The sequence below is a fragment of the Actinoallomurus acanthiterrae genome (assembly GCF_054775715.1).
In genome coordinates, this window is sequence record NZ_BAAHCO010000001.1 from 8,490,472 (window position 1) to 8,508,977 (window position 18,506).

Sequence of the window (18,506 nt, forward strand, 5' to 3'; positions counted from 1 at the left end):
CAACCCCTCGTCGCAATTCGTCCCCTGACAGCGGCACACGCCGGCACTGAGCCGAACCTGGCTGAGTGTGCACTGTCGACCTGATGAGCTACCGTATGGCTGGCATTTTGCTGCTGGAAGTCGGCGTTACCGTTAACGTTTCCGTCAGATCGCGCACATTCCGCAGGATTGACTTTGTCGCGCAACGCTGGCGCGACCGTGAACCTCTTGAATCATGTGAGGCCTTCTTGTTGAGCCCAGTTGGCGAACCCGCCTAGGCCGAACGGGAGCCGGTAAGAGTTTTCAAGAAGATCGTCGGCCACTGCCGACACCAATGGAACAGTGAGGAGCCCTTGGCGGATTGCGTCACAGAGCAACCCGAGCGTACGACGTACTTCGACATCCCGCTGTGCCGCTACCTTCCCGGCTACACGGTCGTCGAGAATCGCTGTGGCGTTCGGTGATGTCTCAGCAAGCGCAAGAACACCGCACTCGCCAATGTTGCGTCCGTTGGGGCCCACCAACCGTTGCTCGTAGTAGGAGAAGGCGGCCAGCTGTGCGTCGGTATCAAGCCGAACTACCCCAATCCAGTCCGCGTCGAGTATTGCCCGGAGATGGGGATATTGTCCGGCACCACTTCGCAGTTCGGCCTCTACGACGTCTGGAATGATTGCCTGGGCATCGCCAAGAATCGCTTTGAGTACACCTAGCCACTGGCTGCGTGCAAAGTGGCTCAGCGGGCCGGTATCGAGTACATAGATTCTGCGCCCATCGCTCACGATGTAACAGCCCAGATCTCACTATCGGGCGGTACGGGAAGGTCTGGCAGTGCGTCGCTATCGAAGGTGCCTAGCAGTAGTCCTAGTGCCCGGTCCGTGGTCACCGTCTCGCTCCGATATAGGCTCAGAACGGCCTGCTCATATCGCCTAGGGAGCGAAATTGGTTCAAGTTCGTGGTGAACAACTAGGTTCTTCTCTACGATATCGGCCTTCTTCGTCCGAACCCGACGGATGCTGTCAGCCTGATCGGCGTTGACGAGTCCAAGTTCGTTGAGTCGCCGCGAGAGTGTTGCCATGTCTACGCGATAGTGACTCCCAGCTCGAACAGCCGCATCGCGCAACGTTTCATCTGGCTGCTGCACCCATGCCCCCCACCGCGTCCGGAGGTCGAGTTCGGGCAACAGCAGCGCTCTTGCGAACCGGTCCAGTCGGGCCTCAAGGGCCTCAGCGTCGGAAGAGGCGACCCGCCAGTCTGTCGTGTACGGGTCGGCGATCAGATAGTGCCCCAACTCGTGGGCAAGTGCCAATCGCCGGCGCCCAGGATGCAGATCACCGTTGATCACAGACACACCACCGGCTTGCAGCAGTACCGTTCCCGCGTCGGCGCCTTCATCAAGATGGATGGAGAAAGGCAAGAGTCCAATGGTCGCAACAAGTCCCGCGAGGTCATGGACCGGTGTGTCTGGCTGCAGCCCCAGCATCACACGTGCGGACGTAGCAAGAGAGTCGGCCTCGGCAGGAGTCTGTGGTGGTGCCGCGACTTCGGGCTGGTTCCGGATGAGCCCAGGAAACTCGCTAGCCACAAACTCGACGTCCCGCACGATCCGGTCCAGGTCAGTGTCGACAGTCTGGAACGCAACGGCTGGCTTCGAAGCGCGGTAGGAGACGATCGACGGCGGTCCAGGGTCGACAAACCACTCGACCCGGCGCCGCAACTCTCGGGCGATTGCGACGAGTTCTATTGCGGACACGCGTCGTGCCCCAGTCTCGATCTTCGCAAGAGCGCTGCGCTCAACGCCGACGGCTGAAGCCAACTGCGCCTGCGTGAGCCCGGCCTCGGCTCGAGCCTCCGCTACACGCTCCCCAATACCCATGTGTGCGATTCTAGAACAGGCACGCCCGTGGGAACATGCCCCCAGGCGGCTATGGATGGCGCGGGGGCGGCAGGGCGGCCTGCGCCCTCGACCTCCATGACCTGACCGTTGGGGCGCGAGTGTGATTCAGTCACACTGATCTCCTCCATGGTCGGCTTGCCTTTGTACTGGGGCGGGTCTTGGCCCGACACGTGGCTAGCATCTTCAAACAATCCGCAACACTTGCAGCGTCGCACCGAACCGTGTCGTCGTCGCCGCGCCCTGATCAGTTGCCGGGCCCCGCAGTCGATGTGAGAGACCCCGCTAAGCCTGCGCGGTCCAGCACGGCCTGAACGGATAAGACCGGCATGCCAAGACGTCCGGTGATCTGCACCAGTCGTCGCCGCCGTTTCCAGCCTGGGTGCACGATCTTGTGCACCACTAACTCGTCTGTCCTGGAGGTGTGGTGATGCGGCCAGCATGGGCGGTTGGTCATCACCCGGCGGCGCCATGAGGTGCCGCCTTGACGTAGATCGTCTACCAGCTGGTGAGAGGTCGCGTTACGCGAAGGGAGCAGTCTCGCTTCGTCGCGCCGACCGTACGCCGAAAGGCGGACGGTCGCTCGCATCGTGGTTACCGTCGCGAGAAAGCTCCGAACGTGATCTCTCGGAGCTGTTCCCGCAGGTCAAAGATGGTGTGCAGGGGCGGGGTCGAACCGCCAACCTTCCGCTTTTCAGGAGTGACGGCACACCGGGCGGAGGACGTGTGCCGGCGGCTGTCGGCGGTTGCCGTCGTTGCCGTCAGTCGCACCCAGGTTATTCATGGATAGCCGACCTGGACCGCACCGCCGACTACAGCCCGAGGAGTGGAGCGGCGTGTCCCGAGGGGCAGACGGTCCGTAGTTGAGTTGAGGCCAGCGAGGGTTAACGTCGCCGTGTGGCTGGTTGGCAGGCAAGCGATCCCAGAGGCATTTGGGACTGAAGCGGCCTCTTGTGCCCGGCCGAAACCTCCTGGCGGATACTTCCATATTCTTTAACTCTAGATAACAGTAGATGTAGGGATGTCCATCCTATCATGTACCTATGCGCCTACTTTTGCAATATGTAGTTAATAATACGAACACAGAGACTACTGTCGATGATGCGACCCTGCGTACAATACTGAAACAGTTGGGCTGGCTTCCAAAGAACCGAGCGCTTGCGCAGGTCAGCGACATGCAGCCGGCCACCGATCTCTTGCTATCGAGTGACTCGACATATGCGAGGCCGCCCGCCCGACACGACCGCCCCCACGCCACACGCCCATAGGGCGCGTACCGGGGGCGGACGGCGAGCGCCCGATGCGGAGCGTCGGCGCCTTGACCCATCAACAGCCGCATTCAGCAGTCACCGCCTGATCCGTAGCAAGATCGGGAACGTCCAGGGCCGTCCAGATCTATCTCATGACCTGCTGCTGAATTACTACGCCGTCCAGGTCGGTCCACGGCCGTCCAGGGCCATTGTTAGCACTGGCGTTAGCGAGATCATCTTATGCTGGCAGGCGAGGGAAGCGGTCTGGGTGCTCAGCCCATGACGTTCAGTACCCGCCGCCTATCTATGTCGTTGAAGGGTTAGCCGCGGCTGCAGGACTAGCGACCATTTCGGGAGCGATCGCGGGGCATTCGCTGACGGCGAGCTGACAAACACCCGGTGTATCGTCGCGCGCATGGTGTCTGAAGACGTTCTGCGGGGCTCGGCCTCCTGGCTGCTCGCCGTACTGGCGGGCGATATCCCGCCCGATGATGTCGAGGCCGGGTTCGTGCCTCGCCTCAGTGAGGGCCGCGATATCCGCACCGCTCTGGCTCGGCGCTTCGCGCGCTTCCGGGATTACCGACCCGAGCTCGCCTCCTTCGAGTGCGTCGCGCCGACGCGAGCACGCGCCGTTGTGCACTCCGGCGGCGAGGAGTGGGAGTTCACGATCGCGGTCGAGGCCGCCGCGCCTCACCGGATCGCCGTCTTTCAGCCCCATCTAGTTCCCGCCGACGCCGTGCCGTGGACTGATGTCGCCGGTCGGTTGCGGGATCTCGACCATCGCTCGTCGAGCCTTCCGGCCGCGATCGCCTCGCGTGTCCGGACGCGACTGCTTGATGCCGTGACAGATGAGCACATCGCAGGGCTCTGTTGTGGTGTGGTTCTCGACGGCGCGGTCGTCCATCGCGAATTCCTCGGTGCGGCCGACGTGCGAAGCCTAATTCCCTTGGGCGAGGCATCGGTGTTCCGTGTTGGATCGGTGACGAAGCTGGTCACGGCGCTGGCTGTGCTGGATCTCGTCGACATCGGCGCTCTCGACCTGTCCGCGGAACTGTCGCGCTATGTCCCCAGCAGCCCCGGCGGCTTCGACGCCACGGTCAGCGAGCTGCTGCTGAACCGATCGGGCCTGCCGAAGGACTTGTTGAGACAGCGCGGGACGTCGGTGCTGCCGGGGACGCTGGCCGACGCCGTCATCCGGCTGAAACCCGCTTGGCCGGCAGGAGAGCGAGCCGAATACTCCAGCCTCGGCTACGAACTGCTCGGACTTCTCGTCGAGCATGTCGCCGCCGAGTCGTTCGCCAACTACTGCGCACGCCGGATCCTGCCGCGTTTCGGCATGACCGGCGTACAGCTCCCCCGTCCGGACGCGATCGCACCGTCGACCGTCACGGGGACCGAGGTGGTGGTCGGCAAGGTCGCGGCGGTCGTGGAGGACGTCGAGTCGTACCGCTTCGCCAGCGGGATGACGGCCGACCTGCCGAGCCTGCTCGCCCTCGCGAACGCGGTTGGCCGGGCCGACGATCCGCTCATCAGAGCCTTGATGATGCTGACAACGCCTGCTGGCGGCGGCGCACGGTTCGTCCCCGGCGCCGCGTTGCTCGACCGGCCAGGCGGCACGATCGTCTGGCGCGGCGGCAGCACGCGTGGTTTCACCGCCGAGCTCATGGCTGCTGGTGATGGGTCGGCGGCGGTGGTGTTGCTTGCGGCGGCGACGCCTGCCCCGGGATTGCGGGCTGTGGCCGACGAGTTGGTGAGCGGGATGAGGGCAGGCGGAAGTTGGGCTTCGTGAAAGGCCGCACCCTTAAGCCACCGATGTAGCCGGCACGCCCACGAGAGGGCGGCTGCCCAGGCATGGCTCACGTAGCCGGTGCGGCGCAGAACCGTCCGTTTGGATCGGTCACAGGGACCGCCGTGATTCGAGGACAAGCCGACCCGGACCGCAGGGCCGGCTACGGCCCGAGGACCGGAAGCGGCGCGTCAGTTCCCTGAGTCAAGCTGGTGGCGCGGTGGTCAATGGTTTCTGCTGTTCAGGTGCCACATTGAGGAGCCGGGTTATTCGGTGGCAAGGTGACCCGGACCGCAGCGTAACGAGGACCGGAAGCGCCGCGGCGCGGCCCGCGCAGCGGGACGCCTTTAAAGACGTGGAGAAAGTCCCCATCCGGGCAGACTGCCCGCCTTGTCCTGTCCCGGGAGATGCTTGTCAGCCGGCTTGTTTCCGCTGCTCGTAGCGGCGACGCCATGCCGCGCAGCGTTCGACGTGCTCAAGTACGCGGTACAAGGAGGTCGCCCAGCGGCTGTGCCACAGTGTCAAGGTGCTGTGGAAGGTCTACGCGGGATGCCTCAACGGCGACGAGGAACGGATCAACCGCATGATCGAGAAGGCACTTTTGACGTGACACGCGCGACGGTGGACGGTGACAGGGCTCCGGTTCATCCCGGAGCCCTTCGCTTTTCCAGGGGCTGACCTGGGTCGACGCCCGGACTCTCATCCCGCATATATCCCGCGACCACCGGCCGGGGACTGCTTCCGGTGGCATACGGCTGCACACGCGCGATCCCCGGCGACCTGTGTTCGCGCTGGTCAGCCGGGATTTTCCTTGATCAGATGGGTGCCCCCGGCAGGATTCGAACCTGCGGCACACGGTTTAGGAGTCCACCGGCGGTCTAACAGCTTGATCGGGCCTGACCTGCGCCGGGCCATCTTCCGGGTGGGGCGGAGCGGCTGTTGGCAACGGCGTTAGCACGTCCGCGCCAAGGTCGTCGTAAGGGCCTGACCCTTCTGGGGCGTCAGGGACGGTCGATCAGCTCGCCGACGTGCAGGGTCGCGGCGAGCAGCTCGGGGTCGCCGGTGCGGTCGTACGACTCGACGGCCGTGTCGGCGAACTTCAGGACGTGCTCGTCGCCGTGCTCGGCTGCCTGCTGGAGCGCGTCCTCGCTGGTCAGCTCGGGATAGCGCCGGACGATCTCCGCGTACGGGGCCGGCCGGGCCGGGGCGTACGGCGCGACGACCGCCACCACGGCCGCCCAGGCCGCCGCGAGACTCGGCGACCACTGCTCGGACGGCAGGACCGGGAGCACGTGCCGCATCGCGTTGGGCGCGGTAGCGGCGTGGACCAGCAGGACCGGCGAGCCGTGGCCGAGCCCAAGGTACGCCTTGGCGGCGCTGTCGACGAGCGACTCCAGTCGCGCCGGGACCTCCTCGGCGGACGCGGCGGGTTCCAGCACGCGCAGGCTCGCGGTCCAGCCCGGGCTGCGCTCGAGCCGGTCGAGCCGGTGGGCGATGAAGCCGCTCTGGTCCTTGAGCCGGGTGACGGCCGACAGGGCCTGTTGCGGCGTGAGGGAGCCCTCCGGCTCGACCGCCCCGGCGAGCGCGCGGTAGCGCGCCGCCCAGAACGCCAGCCCGTGGGCCAGTTCGTCGAGGGTCTGGCGTGTCGGGACGCGAGCGGTGCCGCGCAGTGTACGCACCGCGTGACCGACCCGGATCACGCCGTGGGTCGAGCCGGCCACGATCCCCGGCAGCAGCCGCGGCCACCACTCGGTGAGCACCTCCGACCACGGGCGCTCGGTCAGCTCGTGCCGGAAGTACGCGGCCCAGTCGGGCAGCCGCCGCGCCTGGCCCAGCGCCGCGCCCCACTCGCCGGGCCGAATGGCCGAGCTCGTGCCGGGCAGATCCGCCAGGCGGCGTACGTAGCGGTCTAGCCAGCGCTCGACGTCGATGTCGAGCCCTCGCCGGACAATGACCTCCACGGCCATCGGGCCGTGGTTGGTCATCCCGTGGTTACCCTCTTCGTCGCCGCCGAACTCCGGCCCGTACGCGTGCAACCGTTCGTACGCTGCGGACAGGGCCTCCGTCATCGATCCGCGGGTCATGGCGGCCACCTCAGCGGACGAAGAGCTTGGTGATGCCGTTGGCGTACGTCTCGGACTCGACCACCTCGATGTCCTTGAAGGTCCAGCCGCTGCTGCGATGGGCCTCGGAGCGGGTGCCGCCACCAGGAGACTCGACGACGCCGTCCAGCGAGACGAAGGCGGTGTAGATCAGGGTGCGCATCTTCGATTTCCTTCCCGTGGTCCGAGTGGATCTCCTCAGTCTTCAGTGGCGTCAGGCGCACGGCCACGATTAGGCTCAGGCCTAATCGGAAGAGGCGGCGCGCGTGATCCACCTGCACTTCACGGCGACCGACTTGACCCGCGTACGCTTCGCCGCCTCGCCCCTCAAGGAGACCGTCGCCAGCCTGCGTACGCTGGCCGCCCGCAGGCAGGGGCGGCACCTGCACGCTCCCTGGATCGACAGGTTCGCCGAGCGAGCGGGACGGCTGCGCAAGCGCGACCTCGACCTATTGCGGGCGCTGGTGCGCCCGGAGGGCTACATCCCCGACTTCCTGGTGCCGCCGCCAGGTCGCCGGTCCTCGACCTTCCCGGACGCGCTCGCGCAGATCGCCGACGCCGATCCGGAGATCGTGGCGCAGGAGTTGGCGCACCTGGCAGCTCACCGAATCGCCCAGCAGGGACCCGGCCGCGAAGGGCGGCGAGCCCTGCTCCAGGCGCTGGTGCACCGGCCCGATGCGGGCATCGGCCCCGTCACCGAGGCACTCGAGGCGTACTACCGGGTCGCGATCGCCCCGGACTGGCCGCGGATCGATGCGCTGCTGGGCGACGACATCGCCTACAGACTCGATGCCCTGGCCGATGGCGGCGTCGATCGGATGATGAGCAACCTGCACCCGTCGGTCACGTTCGCCGACCAGACGCTGAGAATCGCCAATTACTACGAGGGCCACGCCGACTGCGGCGGGCGCGGCCTGCTCCTCGTGCCGTGCGCCTTCGCCTGGCCGGACGTCCTGGTGCGGACCGCGCAGCCAGGGCCCCCTAGCGTCTCCTACTCCCCGCGCGGCCTCGGCCGGCTCTGGGAGGAGCACCCCCGGCAGACCGGCTCGGCGCTCGCCGGCGTCCTCGGGCACACCCGGGCTGCCCTGCTGACCCAGCTCGACCTGCCGATGTCGACCAACCAGGCCGCCACCCAGATGGCGCTCTCCGCGCCTACCCTCAGCGTGCACCTCCAGGCACTGCGCGCCGCCGGGCTGCTCACCTCGCGCCGGGCGGGCCGACAAGTGCTCTACTCGCGGACCGAACTCGGCGACCGGCTGCTCAGCGAGGCAGGCCGACAGCCCGAAGCCTGAGCTGACAGCGCGGGTACCGCTGGGCGCCCTGACCATCTGAGGTAACCGTTCCGCGCACGAGGGCACGCCGTTTCACCAGCGTCGATCCCGCGTCACAGCCTGTGGCCTTGTCGCGCTCGCCGTTCCGGAGGCGACGGGTGGTGAGTCCCATCGGCGGTGCGCTGTATCTTGGCGCCGTGGATTACCTGGCCACTCTCCGGCGCGAACTCGATGCGTTCGGTGCCGTGCTGGACGGCGACTTGTCCGCTCCTATCGAGCATTGCGGTGACTGGACGCTGTTCGACCTGGCCGCTCATATGGGAGCGGGTAACTTGTGGGTCGTCACGGCCGTGGGAGAGGGGCACGGCAACGACTACGACGAGGGGGCTGCGCCTCGCGACCAGGCGGCGCTCAAGGCCTGGTACGCCGAAACGGCGGACGCGCTCGTGCGCGCGCTGTCGGTCGATCCCTCGACCGACGCGTGGTCGTTCTTCCCGCCGCATACGGTCGGGTTCTGGCGTCGGCGCCGCAGCCAGGAGACGCTGATGCACCGCTGGGACGCCGAGAACGCGCTCGGTTCGGCGACACCGATGGACGTCGCGCTCGCCGCCGACGGCGTCGCCGAGGTCTTCGACACCATGGCGCTCCGCATGGTCGCGAGGGGTGCCGCCGCCGAGCCTGAGCAGGCCGTGAGGATCAGTGCCACCGATGCCGGCGGGTCCTGGACCTATGGGCCCGGCGAGCCGATAGCCGAGGTTTCGGGCAGGGCCGAGGACCTGCTGCTGATGCTCTGGGGCCGGAAACCGCAGGATACGGATTCGGTGGCCTGGATCGGGGATCGCGAAGCGGGACTGCGCGTCCTGGCCGGGCCGCTGGTGCCCTGACCGGCCCGGATCAGGCCACGTTCAGCCTGACGACGATCGAGGTTCCGGAGATCGACGGGTCGGCGAGACCGGTCGCGCGCTCTTAATGCCGTGGCTCCTACGGTAAAAGATCGGCGTGAAGTTCCTCTCGATTCTTACGCGTTCGGCTGTCGATCCCCGCGGCGCGTAGCAGGGTGTTCAAAGCTTGTTGGCATGGGGATTGAAAGTACGCCGCAGGTCAATTCGAGGGTGGCCGTCTTCCGCGTACCGCTGGCGTGGTGGCACAGGGCGATCGTTGGTTTCGTGGGTCTCTTGTCGGCCGCCGTGCTCGCCAGCGATTTCGCACGGCCCCACGCCCTTGTGGGGATACATCAATTCAACTCCTACAACGACGGCGTCTATTTCGGCGCAGCGTTGCGGATGGCCAGCGGGTATCTTCCCTATCGAGACTTCACGTTCTTGCACCCGCCGGGATTGCCGCTGATACTCGCGCCTATCGCCGCGTTGAGCCACATCGTCGGCGAGCCGGTCGCGATGGCGATCGCCCGCCTCCTGACGGCTGTGACCGCGGTGGGAGTCGTCGTCCTGGCCACATTGATCATGCGGTATCGCGGACGCATCGCCATGATGACGACAGGCTTGGCCTTGGCCTGCTCCCCGAGAACCGTCGATGTCGCCGACACAGTAGAGCTCGAGGCCTACTTCCTCATACTCTGCCTGCTCGGCACGCTTGTCCTATTCGGCTCGACCGGTCGTTTCACGGCGAGTCGGCGTCGAACGTTCGTGGGGGGGCTGGCGTTCGGGCTCGCCTGTGCGGTCAAAGTCTGGGCCTTGATGCCGATCGTCGCCCTGCTCACCGTCTATGCGGTCTCCTGCTTGGCGCACAAACAGTGGTGGCGGGTCAGGTGGCTGCTCGGCGGCATCACCGCCGGTGCGGCCATTCCGCTCGCCCCGTTCCTCGCTCTGGCCCCCGCCACATTCATCCATGACGTGGTCTCCGTCCAGCTCACCAGAGAAAGCTCGGGCTGGCAGGAGCTATCGATCGGCGCCAGGCTTCAGTCGATGACCGGCCTTGACGAGCTGCCCCACCTGCACGCGAAATCCGTTCTCGCCATCGGCATATTGCTGGCGCTCGCGCTGGCGTTCTTCGTCAGCTACGCGATGGTCGGCGACCGCGCCGCACTGGACTGGTTCGCACTCACAGGCACGGCCGTCGCGATAGCCGGGCTGTGCGTTCCGCGGCAGTTCTTCAGAACCTACGGTTTTCTTCCCGCGGTGTTCCTCGCTTTGCTGCTCGGCGTGGTCGTCGGCAGATTCGCTCGCGCGGTGATGTCAGGCCGTTTTGGACGCGATCCCAACGTAGTGGCTCTGCGGCGGACGGCAACGGTGAGCCTCTTGATCGCCGCCTACATCGCCGCCCTGGCGCAAATCGGATACACGCACAACTTTACCTCCAAGTACGTCGACTTCGGGCGTACGCTTTCCGCCTACATTCGCCCAGGAGCATGCGTCGTATCGGATGGCGCGTCACCCCTCATCGAAGCCGACCGTCTCGTCGCGGCCCGGCGTTGTCCCGCGACGGTTGACGTCTACGGGCAGTGGCTCGCGGCCAACCCGGCGCACCCGCCCCCGTATGAGGGACCATTCGAGCAGCCGCTCGTTCAGGCCTGGGAGACGGCCGTACGTCAAGCCGACTACGTCCTTCTGGCCGGCCCGCAATCGACCTTCGTACCCTGGACGGTCGGATTGTACTCGTACTTCTGGTCACACTATGCGCTGGTCTATATAGGGCCCGCCGCCTACCTCTTCCAGAAGACAGCAGATCTCGACCCGAAAACCCTTCCGCCTGAGTCAGCTGATCGACTGCTCGCAGCGGGGATTTCCGCCCAGCAAGCCGCCAACACGACGGACGCCCTGATCGATTACACCGCCGCAGAACAAATAGACCCCCGTAACGCGCTGACCCACTTCGACCTCGCCACCGTCTACCAGGGGACCGGGAACGCCGCCGGCGCGGAGAGCGAATACAAGCACGCACTCGCCATCAATCCGCGATTCGGCGCAGCGCTCTTCAACATGGGCGTGATGTTGACCGCGACCAGGCCGGCCGAAGCGATTTCCTATTATCGGAGGGATCTGCGAATCGATCCACGCCACGCGGCGGCGGATCTCAACCTCGGCCTGCTACTCATCAGGCGGGGTGAAACCACCCGAGGCCGCGCTCTGGTACGGAGGGCGGTTCGCCTGAACCCGGCGTTCCGACAACAGCTCCCGCCAGGAACGAAACTGTGAGGCCGGCACAAGACAGTCAAACCGCGCCTCGCAGGTAGGCACCCCGCGCCAGCGCGATCCCGCCCAGTGGCTCCGCTCGGATGCCGAGTGGCGAGGGGATCACCGGTAGATCGCCGACGGCGGGCAGCGCGGTGCGGCGTATCCCGTCCCGGATCCCGGCCAGCACGGCGGGGTGCGGTGGTGCGTCGGCCGTGCTCACCACGACGCGTTCGGGGTCGATCATGTTGGCCAGCGCGCCGAGCTGTTCGCCCAGCAGCTCTCCGATGCGGCCGAGCACGCGCCCGGCGGCGGCGTCTCCGGCGTCGCAGCGCCGGAACAGCTCGGTCAGCGCCAGCAGACCGCCCTTGCCGCCGGTGCTGTGCCGGGCGGCGATGTACAGCTCCATGGCCAGGCAGCCGCGGGCCCCGCACACGCACGGGTGGCCCATATCGTTGATCTGGATGTGGCCGATCTCGCCGGCGTCAGCCGGCGGTGCCCCGGTAGAGCCGCCCTCCGATGACCAGGGCCGAGCCGATGCCGGGGGCCAGTTTCACGTACACCAGGTCGCGGCAGCCCTGCCCGGCGCCCTCGGTGATCTCCCCGACGGCGGCCAGGTTCGTGTCGTTCTCCACCGTGATCCGGACGTCGGGCAGGCGGTCCCGCAGCCACTCCACCGGCCGGAAGCCGACCCAGTCCGGCAGGATGCCGCGGGGCTGCGGCTGGTCCCCGTCGCCGACGGGACAGGGCAGGCCCAAGGTAAGGCTCGTCAGCGACTCCACGGCCGAGTTCAGTGTCGTCAGGCACTCGTGCAGGAGTCGGTGGCCGCGGTCCAGTGCGCCCCTCGCGTTGAGGGCGACGTCCAGCGTCTCCTCGCGCTCGACGAACGCCTGGTCGTCGGCGTTCGCGACCCGTACCCGTACGGAGTCACGCGAGAACGCGAGCGCGGCGAACATCCCCCGGGGCGGCCGCCTGCGCCAGCGCTGCGCGGGCCGTCCCCGGCCGCCGGACGCGACGGCGGGCTCGCACAGTACGGCTCCTTCGGCCTGCAGCCGGTGGAGCATGTCGGCGAGCGTCGGCCGGCTCAGCCCGCTGGTCCGGACGAGGTCCGCCATCGTCACGGCGGTGTCGTACGGGATCAGCGCCAGCAGCCGGGACCTGCTCCCGGCGGTCATGCGCGCGCCTGCGACGTCGGCCGGGCCACCGGGACGGCGATCTCCGTCGCCCGGATGAGGGCGCCCAGGCTGCTCCCGCGTTCGCCCAGTTCACCGGCCACGAGGCGCATCCCGTCACCCACCGCCGGATGGGTGCGCCGGTCCAGCGACTCGCGGAGTCCGGCGAGCACCGGCTCGGCGGCGTCGGCCAGCAACCCGCCGAGCACGACCGCGGCCGGGTTGAGCATGTTCGCGAGGTCGCCGACGACGGTGCCGATGACCCGGCCCGCGTCGGTGAGCGCGCGCCGGACGATCGGATCGGCGTCGGCCAGCTCGATCAGCCGGGCCGGGCTGATCGTGCCGAAGGATGGCCGGAGCACCTCCAGGATCGCGGCCGACGACGCCAGCGACTCCAGGCAGCGGTGGCCGCCGCACCGGCAGGCGCGGCCCGCGCCGCCGGCGGCGCCCACCGGGATGTGCCCCAGTTCTCCGGCCAGGCCGTGGAAGCCGTGGTGTACGCGTCCGGCGAGGACCAGCGCGGCGCCGATGCCGGATGAGACCTTGAGGTAGAGCAGGTCCTGGAGGCCGCGGCCGGCGCCGAGCCGGGCCTCCGCCAGTGCCCCGAGGTTGGCGTCGTTGTCGATGACGACGGGCAGCCCGAGCCGGTCGCCGAGCTCGGCGGCCGGGCGGGAACCGCCCCAGCCGGGCAGGATCGAGCTGGTCACCACGCTCTGGTCGGCGGCCAGGACCGGTGCCGGAAGGCCCATGCCGACCGCGACCGGTTCCCGGGGCCCCGGGAGCGGCGCGAGGGCGGCGCGGATCTGCTCCTCGGCCACGCGCAGCGCGGCGTCCCTGCTGCCGGCCACGTCGAAGTCGATGGTGTGCTCGTTCAGCACGCGCAGGGACATGTCGGCGACGGCGACCGAAAGGTGGCTGTGCCCGAAGTCGACGGCCGCGACCAGACCGGCCGCGGAGGTGAGCGACAGCCCGGCGACCGGACGGCCGGGCCGGCGGTTCCCGGGATCGGGGCCGGCGGTGCGCTCGGCCAGCAGCCCGGACGACAACAGCTCCGCCACCGCGCCGGACACCGACGACCGGGACAGCCCGGTCCGCTCGATCAGCTCCGCCCGGGTGAGGAAGACCTCCCCGCGCAGTTCGTCCAGGATCAGGCGCACGGCGGTCGGGCTCCGGCGCGCCCCGGCTGAGTCGGTCATACGCAAAACCCTCGGCAATCTACGGCACTTACGTCCAGTACTTTACATTAATGATTTTTGTAAAGCACTGGACGAAATGGATCCTTAATTAATCTCATTGACCGGCTAGATACTGGTACTTAGTCTCCTCTTGCAGATCGAACCGGAGGCCGGCACCGAAGGCAACCACTCGTGATCGGGGGCCGATTATGTCGCCCCGCTACGGAAACCCGAGCAGACGGGACCTCGGAATCCGTGGCTCAGGGGCGGCTTGAGAGGCAGGTACACATGATTCGCCGACGATCGCGCCAGAGATCGATCCTCATCGGGACGGCCCTCGTGCTCGCGGCCCTGCACGTCCCCCCGGCCCAGGCCGCGGCGCGCGGTGGCGGGACCGTCGCCACGGCGCGCGGTGAAGGGACCGTCGTCAGGACCGACAACGGCCTCGTCCGGGGCAGCACGGTCCAGGGTGTCGACAAGTTCCTCGGCATCCCGTTCGCGGCGCCCCCGGTCGGGGACCGCCGCCTCGCCGCGCCCGCGCCCGCGCCGCGCTGGTCCGGCGTGCGCCAGGCCACGAAGTTCGGCTCGCCCTGTCCGCAGCTCCCGAGCGGCAACGGACCGCGCTCGGAGGCCGAGGACTGCCTCTACGTCAACGTCTTCCGGCCCGCCGGAGCGCGGACCGCGCACCGCCGGCTGCCGGTGCTGTTCTACATCTACGGCGGCGGCCTGCAGAACGGCGGCGCCCAGCAGTACGACGGGGCCAAGATCGCCGCCGACAACAACGTCGTCGTGGTCACCGCCAACTACCGGCTGAACGTCTTCGGCCTGCTCACACTGCCGGGGATCAGCGGGAACTACGCGCTGCTCGACCAGCAGGCCGCGCTGCGCTGGACACGGGCGAACGTCGCGGCGTTCGGCGGCGACCCCCGTGCCGTGACCATCGGCGGCGAGTCCGCGGGCGGGATGTCGGTGTGCGCGCACCTGGCCGCGCCGGGCTCGGCGGGACTCTTCGAGCGCGCGATCATAGAGAGCGGCTCCTGCCCGTCGGCGCCACGTGCGCAGGCCGAGTCGCAGGGCACCGCGTTCGCGCGCTCGGTCGGCTGTGCCGATCCGGCCACCGCACTGGCGTGCCTCCGCGCCAAGCCCGTCGCGGAGCTCCTGGACGCGAGCACGCGCATCCAGACCTCCCTGGTGAACGGCGGTGATCCCCTGCCGACCGCGCCCGCGGACGCGGTGAGCACCGGTCACTTCGCCCGGGTGCCGGTGGTCATCGGCGCCAACCACGACGAGGGCCGGACCTTCGCCCTCGGGTTCCTCGGGTACACGCCGGCGCAGTACGAGGCCTGGGTCAGGTCGGTGTACGGGGACAAGGCGTCCGAGGTGCTCAAGCGCTACCCCCTCAGCGACTACACCGGCCCGTACGCCCCCGTCTACGCCATCGCGGCGATCATGACCGACGCGGGCCTGGTCGCCGGCATCGGGGGATGCCCGACGCTGAGCCTCTCCCAGCAGATCGCCCGCCACACCCGCACCTACCAGTACCAGTTCGACGACCGGAAGTTCCCCGGGCTCACCCCCGGCAAGCCGGAGGGGTACGAGTGGGGCGCGCCGCACGCGGGTGAGCTGCCCTACCTGTTCCCGAGCTTCGACAACGGCACGCCGATCACGCCGTTCTTCACCGCGGCCCAGCGCCGGCTCGCCGACGACATGAGTCACTACTGGGGCTCGTTCACCCGCGCCGGCACTCCCAACTCGCCGCTCCACCGCCTGGCGTACTGGCCGGACCTCAGGGCGAAAGCCGTGCTCTCGCTGCGGCCCGGCGGGCAGAGCACCCGCATCTCCTTCGGCGAGTACCGCGCGGAGCACAACTGCGACTTCTGGGACGGCCTGTCGGCTCCCGGCGCCTCGGCCCGCGCGACCGGCCTGATGACCGCCCGCGGCATCGGAACGCCGGGCTGATCAACCCCGTGCGGGGGACGTGGCGGGTTCCGAGGTTCTCGGGCCCGCCACAGCACCCCCACTGAATCCACCGTCATCCGGGCTCGCGCCCGCGATGACGGCTCCCCGCCCGGGGCAAGAGAAAGGATCTCCATGAGACGACCCGTCTTCCGGCGACGATCGGGCCGAGCGCTCCGCGTCACCACCCTCGCCGCGCTGACGGCGCTGCTCGGCTCGGCCACGGCCGGCCAGGCCATCGCCGACCCCGCGACAGGGTGGTCGGCGAAGGTACGATCGCTGGTCAGCGCCATGACGCTGGACGAGAAGCTCACGTTCGTCAGCGGCACCAGCGACCCCAAGTCGCTCGGCGAAGCCGGATACATCCCCGGTGTGAAGCGCCTGGGCATCCCCGAACTGCGGCTGACCGACGGCCCGGCCGGTGTGCGGGTGACCGCCCACGCCACGGCGATGCCGGCGCCGGTCGCGCTGGCGTCGTCGTTCGACGAGGGGCTTGCCCGCGCGTACGGGCGGGTGATCGGACGGGACGGACGCGCGCTGGGCCAGGACGTCCTGCTCGCCCCCATGGTCAACACCATCCGGGTGCCGTACGCGGGCCGGAACTTCGAGACGTTCAGCGAGGACCCCCTCGTCTCGTCCCGGACCGTCGCCGCCGAGGTCGGCGGGATCCAGTCCCAGGGGCTGATCGCCACCGTCAAGCACTTCGCCGAGAACAACCAGGAGACCGACCGCGGCGTGTTCGGCCCGGCGGTGAACGTCAACGTCGACGAGCAGACGCTGCACGAGATCGAGCTGCCGGGCTTCAACGCGGCGATCGAGGCGGGCGCCGGCGCGGTCATGTGCTCGTACAACAAGGTCAACGGCTCGTACGCCTGTGAGAATGAGCAGCTCCTGAAGTCGATCCTGAAGGAGCAGTGGGGATTCCGCGGCTGGGTGATGTCGGACTGGGGCGCCACCCACTCCCCCGAGGCGATCACCAAGGGCCTGGACCAGGAGATGCCGGGCGACGCGTACGGCCCGATCTTCACGGCGTACTTCAAGGAGCCGCTGCGCACCGCCCTGCGGGACGGGAAGATCCCGACGTCCGCCCTCGACCAGGCGGTGGCCCGGATCCTCGGCCAGATGGAGCGGTTCGGGCTGCTCAAGAAGCAGTCGAGGCCGTCCCGCGACCCGGCGGGCGGCGCGCAGGTGGCGCAGACCGTCGCCGAGTCCGGCGCGGTCCTGCTGCGCAACCAGCACGGCGCGCTGCCCCTCACGGGCGGTGCGGCGAAGAGCATCGCGGTCGTCGGCCCGACGGCCCGGACGCCGCTCGTCGGCGGTGGCGGCAGCGCCCACGTGATCCCGGAGTCCGCGAAGGCCCCTCTCGACGCCATCAAGGCACGGGCCGGAAGCGGCGCCCGGGTCGGCTACTCGGTCGGCGAGAACCTCGACGGGGTGCTGGTCCCCGCGTCGGCGCTGTCGCCCGCGACGCCGATCGACCGCACCGGCGGCAATAAGGTGCCCGCCGGGCAGTCGTTCTCGTACTCCGGGACCCTGACGGTGCCGGAGACCGGCGACTACCGGCTGGATCTGCAGACGTCCGGGGGCAGCGGCACGGTGACGGTCGACGGCAAGGACGTCGTCACCGCGGGCGGGTTCTTCAGCGGCAGCCTCATCCCGACCACCGACGGCCTGACCAACGCGCCGGTCACGCTGAAGCTCACCGCCGGAAAGCACACCCTCGCCGTGAAGACGACCGCGCCGACCGACGCGGCGCAGAGCGTACGGCTCGCCTGGTCCACGCCGCAGACCGTGCAGGCCGACATCGCGGCGGCGGCCGCCGCCGCGAAGAAGGCCACGACCGCGGTGGTCTTCGCCTACGACGAGGGCACCGAGGGCTCCGACCGGCCGTCGCTGTCGCTGCCCGGAAACCAGAACGCGCTCATCGCCGCGGTGACGAAGGCGAACCCGCGTACGGTCGTGGTCCTCAACACCGGTTCGTCGGTCACCATGCCGTGGCTGGACGGCACCGCCGCCGTCCTCGACATGTACTACCCGGGTCAGGAAGGCGCCGAGGCCACCGCCCGGCTGCTGTTCGGGGACGTCGATCCGTCCGGAAAGCTCACCCAGACGTTCCCGGCCTCCGAAGCCCGCACGCCGGTCGCCGGGGACCCGAAGCGCTTCCCGGGAGTGGACCTGCAGGAGGACTACTCGGAGGGCGTGTACGTCGGCTACCGCTGGTACGACAAGGAGGAGGTCCGGCCGCTGTTCCCCTTCGGCCACGGCCTGTCCTACACGACCTTCGCCTACCACGGGCTTTCGGTACGGCCGGGCCGGAACGGGCTGGAGGCGACGTTCACCGTCACGAACACGGGGCGGCGCGCGGGTCAGGAGGTGGCACAGCTCTACGTCGGTGCCGCCCCCGGTGTGTCCCAGCCCCAAGCGGTGCGGTCACTCGCCGGCTTCCAGAAGATCTCACTGCGGCCCGGTGAGTCACGCCGCGTCCGGATCGACGTGGGCGATCGGCAACTCGGCTACTGGAACACCACGAGTCACGGCTGGACCGTGGGCACGGGGTGGCGCACCGTCTCCGTCGGCTCCTCCTCGGCCGACCTGCGCCTGAACACCCGCGTCGACATCGTGCGCTGACGATCCGCCGCGTACGGCGACGGCCTGCCCTCCCCGGGCAGGCCGTCGCCTGGGCCCTGTCGAAGACCGCGCAGAGCGGCTGCCGCTGAGAGGACTCCCAGTGCGCACAGCGATTCCCCTGCCGTCCCCGGGCGAGCCCGCCGAGAAGGAGACCACCCAGAAGGA

Annotated in this window: 13 protein-coding genes; 6 read left to right on the forward strand and 7 right to left on the reverse strand. The window is 68.5% G+C overall.

Translation table 11 applies throughout. The annotated features are described in order from the left end of the window. Nucleotides 1-212: 212 nt before the first annotated feature. Nucleotides 213-758 (reverse strand): hypothetical protein, encoded by a 546-nt coding sequence (locus ACYVF7_RS40015; RefSeq protein ID WP_460351062.1) that lies wholly within the window; start codon nt 756-758, stop codon nt 213-215. Beyond that, on the reverse strand, nt 755-1,852 hold the full coding sequence (locus ACYVF7_RS40020) for a helix-turn-helix domain-containing protein (protein WP_460351064.1): 1,098 nt from the start codon (nt 1,850-1,852) through the stop codon (nt 755-757). The genes ACYVF7_RS40015 and ACYVF7_RS40020 overlap by 4 nt, the downstream gene beginning before the upstream one ends. A gap of 1,683 nt (nt 1,853-3,535) precedes the next feature. On the opposite strand from ACYVF7_RS40020, the gene ACYVF7_RS40025 reads away from it, so the two are divergent. Then, complete coding sequence (locus ACYVF7_RS40025; protein WP_460351066.1) at nt 3,536-4,909, forward strand: serine hydrolase domain-containing protein; 1,374 nt, start codon at nt 3,536-3,538, stop codon at nt 4,907-4,909. Nucleotides 4,910-5,907: 998 nt separating this feature from the next. Here ACYVF7_RS40025 and ACYVF7_RS40030 read toward each other — a convergent pair. Both ACYVF7_RS40030 and ACYVF7_RS40035 read right to left on the reverse strand, forming a co-directional pair. Further along, entirely contained in the window at nt 5,908-6,990 is a 1,083-nt protein-coding gene (locus tag ACYVF7_RS40030; RefSeq protein WP_460351068.1) for a questin oxidase family protein, read from the reverse strand. Between the two features lie 10 nt (nt 6,991-7,000). Then, nucleotides 7,001-7,171 carry a hypothetical protein gene (locus tag ACYVF7_RS40035; protein ID WP_460351070.1) on the reverse strand — a complete coding sequence of 57 codons (171 nt, stop codon included), beginning with the start codon at nt 7,169-7,171 and terminating at the stop codon, nt 7,001-7,003. Between the two features lie 103 nt (nt 7,172-7,274). Here ACYVF7_RS40035 and ACYVF7_RS40040 point away from each other — a divergent pair, with 103 nt between their 5' ends. The 3 genes from ACYVF7_RS40040 (at nt 7,275) to ACYVF7_RS40050 (ending at nt 11,434) form a co-directional block, all read left to right on the forward strand. Continuing rightward, nucleotides 7,275-8,300: an ArsR/SmtB family transcription factor gene (locus ACYVF7_RS40040; RefSeq protein ID WP_460351072.1), complete on the forward strand. Its 1,026-nt coding sequence runs from the start codon at nt 7,275-7,277 to the stop codon at nt 8,298-8,300. 176 nt (nt 8,301-8,476) lie between these two features. Next, a complete protein-coding gene (locus tag ACYVF7_RS40045) occupies nt 8,477-9,163 on the forward strand; it encodes a maleylpyruvate isomerase family mycothiol-dependent enzyme (RefSeq protein WP_460351074.1) in 687 nt (228 codons plus the stop codon). A 192-nt stretch (nt 9,164-9,355) separates the two neighbouring features. After that, nucleotides 9,356-11,434 (forward strand): glycosyltransferase 87 family protein, encoded by a 2,079-nt coding sequence (locus ACYVF7_RS40050; RefSeq protein ID WP_460351076.1) that lies wholly within the window; start codon nt 9,356-9,358, stop codon nt 11,432-11,434. Between the two features lie 16 nt (nt 11,435-11,450). On the opposite strand, the gene ACYVF7_RS40055 is transcribed toward ACYVF7_RS40050, so the two are convergent. From ACYVF7_RS40055 to ACYVF7_RS40065, 3 genes are read right to left on the reverse strand one after another with little or no spacing between them, the layout of a single operon-like run. Further along, the gene (locus tag ACYVF7_RS40055; protein ID WP_460358372.1) at nt 11,451-11,885 is read right to left on the reverse strand and encodes an ROK family protein; all 435 of its coding nucleotides are present in this window, start codon (nt 11,883-11,885) and stop codon (nt 11,451-11,453) included. A 10-nt stretch (nt 11,886-11,895) separates the two neighbouring features. After that, nucleotides 11,896-12,585 (reverse strand): ROK family protein, encoded by a 690-nt coding sequence (locus ACYVF7_RS40060; protein ID WP_460351078.1) that lies wholly within the window; start codon nt 12,583-12,585, stop codon nt 11,896-11,898. After that, on the reverse strand, nt 12,582-13,778 hold the full coding sequence (locus ACYVF7_RS40065) for an ROK family protein (protein WP_460351080.1): 1,197 nt from the start codon (nt 13,776-13,778) through the stop codon (nt 12,582-12,584). The genes ACYVF7_RS40060 and ACYVF7_RS40065 overlap by 4 nt, the downstream gene beginning before the upstream one ends. 267 nt (nt 13,779-14,045) lie before the next feature. On the opposite strand from ACYVF7_RS40065, the gene ACYVF7_RS40070 reads away from it, so the two are divergent. Together ACYVF7_RS40070 and ACYVF7_RS40075 are read left to right on the forward strand one after the other, a co-directional pair. Beyond that, nucleotides 14,046-15,716, forward strand: a complete 1,671-nt coding sequence (locus ACYVF7_RS40070) for a carboxylesterase/lipase family protein (protein WP_460351082.1) — start codon at nt 14,046-14,048, stop codon at nt 15,714-15,716. Nucleotides 15,717-15,848: 132 nt separating this feature from the next. Next, nucleotides 15,849-18,341 carry a glycoside hydrolase family 3 C-terminal domain-containing protein gene (locus tag ACYVF7_RS40075; protein WP_460351084.1) on the forward strand — a complete coding sequence of 831 codons (2,493 nt, stop codon included), beginning with the start codon at nt 15,849-15,851 and terminating at the stop codon, nt 18,339-18,341. Nucleotides 18,342-18,506 lie beyond the last annotated feature (165 nt).

What these genes read in the sequence shown, in the direction of transcription:
- ACYVF7_RS40020 (WP_460351064.1), bottom strand. Translation starts at nt 1,852, where the DNA reads ATGGGTATTGGGGAGCGTGTAGCGGAGGCTCGAGCCGAGGCCGGGCTC.
- ACYVF7_RS40025 (WP_460351066.1), top strand. Translation starts at nt 3,536, where the DNA reads ATGGTGTCTGAAGACGTTCTGCGGGGCTCGGCCTCCTGGCTGCTCGCC.
- ACYVF7_RS40030 (WP_460351068.1), bottom strand. Translation starts at nt 6,990, where the DNA reads ATGACCCGCGGATCGATGACGGAGGCCCTGTCCGCAGCGTACGAACGG.
- ACYVF7_RS40035 (WP_460351070.1), bottom strand. Translation starts at nt 7,171, where the DNA reads ATGCGCACCCTGATCTACACCGCCTTCGTCTCGCTGGACGGCGTCGTC.
- ACYVF7_RS40050 (WP_460351076.1), top strand. Translation starts at nt 9,356, where the DNA reads ATGGGGATTGAAAGTACGCCGCAGGTCAATTCGAGGGTGGCCGTCTTC.
- ACYVF7_RS40060 (WP_460351078.1), bottom strand. Translation starts at nt 12,585, where the DNA reads ATGACCGCCGGGAGCAGGTCCCGGCTGCTGGCGCTGATCCCGTACGAC.
- ACYVF7_RS40065 (WP_460351080.1), bottom strand. Translation starts at nt 13,778, where the DNA reads ATGACCGACTCAGCCGGGGCGCGCCGGAGCCCGACCGCCGTGCGCCTG.
- ACYVF7_RS40070 (WP_460351082.1), top strand. Translation starts at nt 14,046, where the DNA reads ATGATTCGCCGACGATCGCGCCAGAGATCGATCCTCATCGGGACGGCC.
- ACYVF7_RS40075 (WP_460351084.1), top strand. Translation starts at nt 15,849, where the DNA reads ATGAGACGACCCGTCTTCCGGCGACGATCGGGCCGAGCGCTCCGCGTC.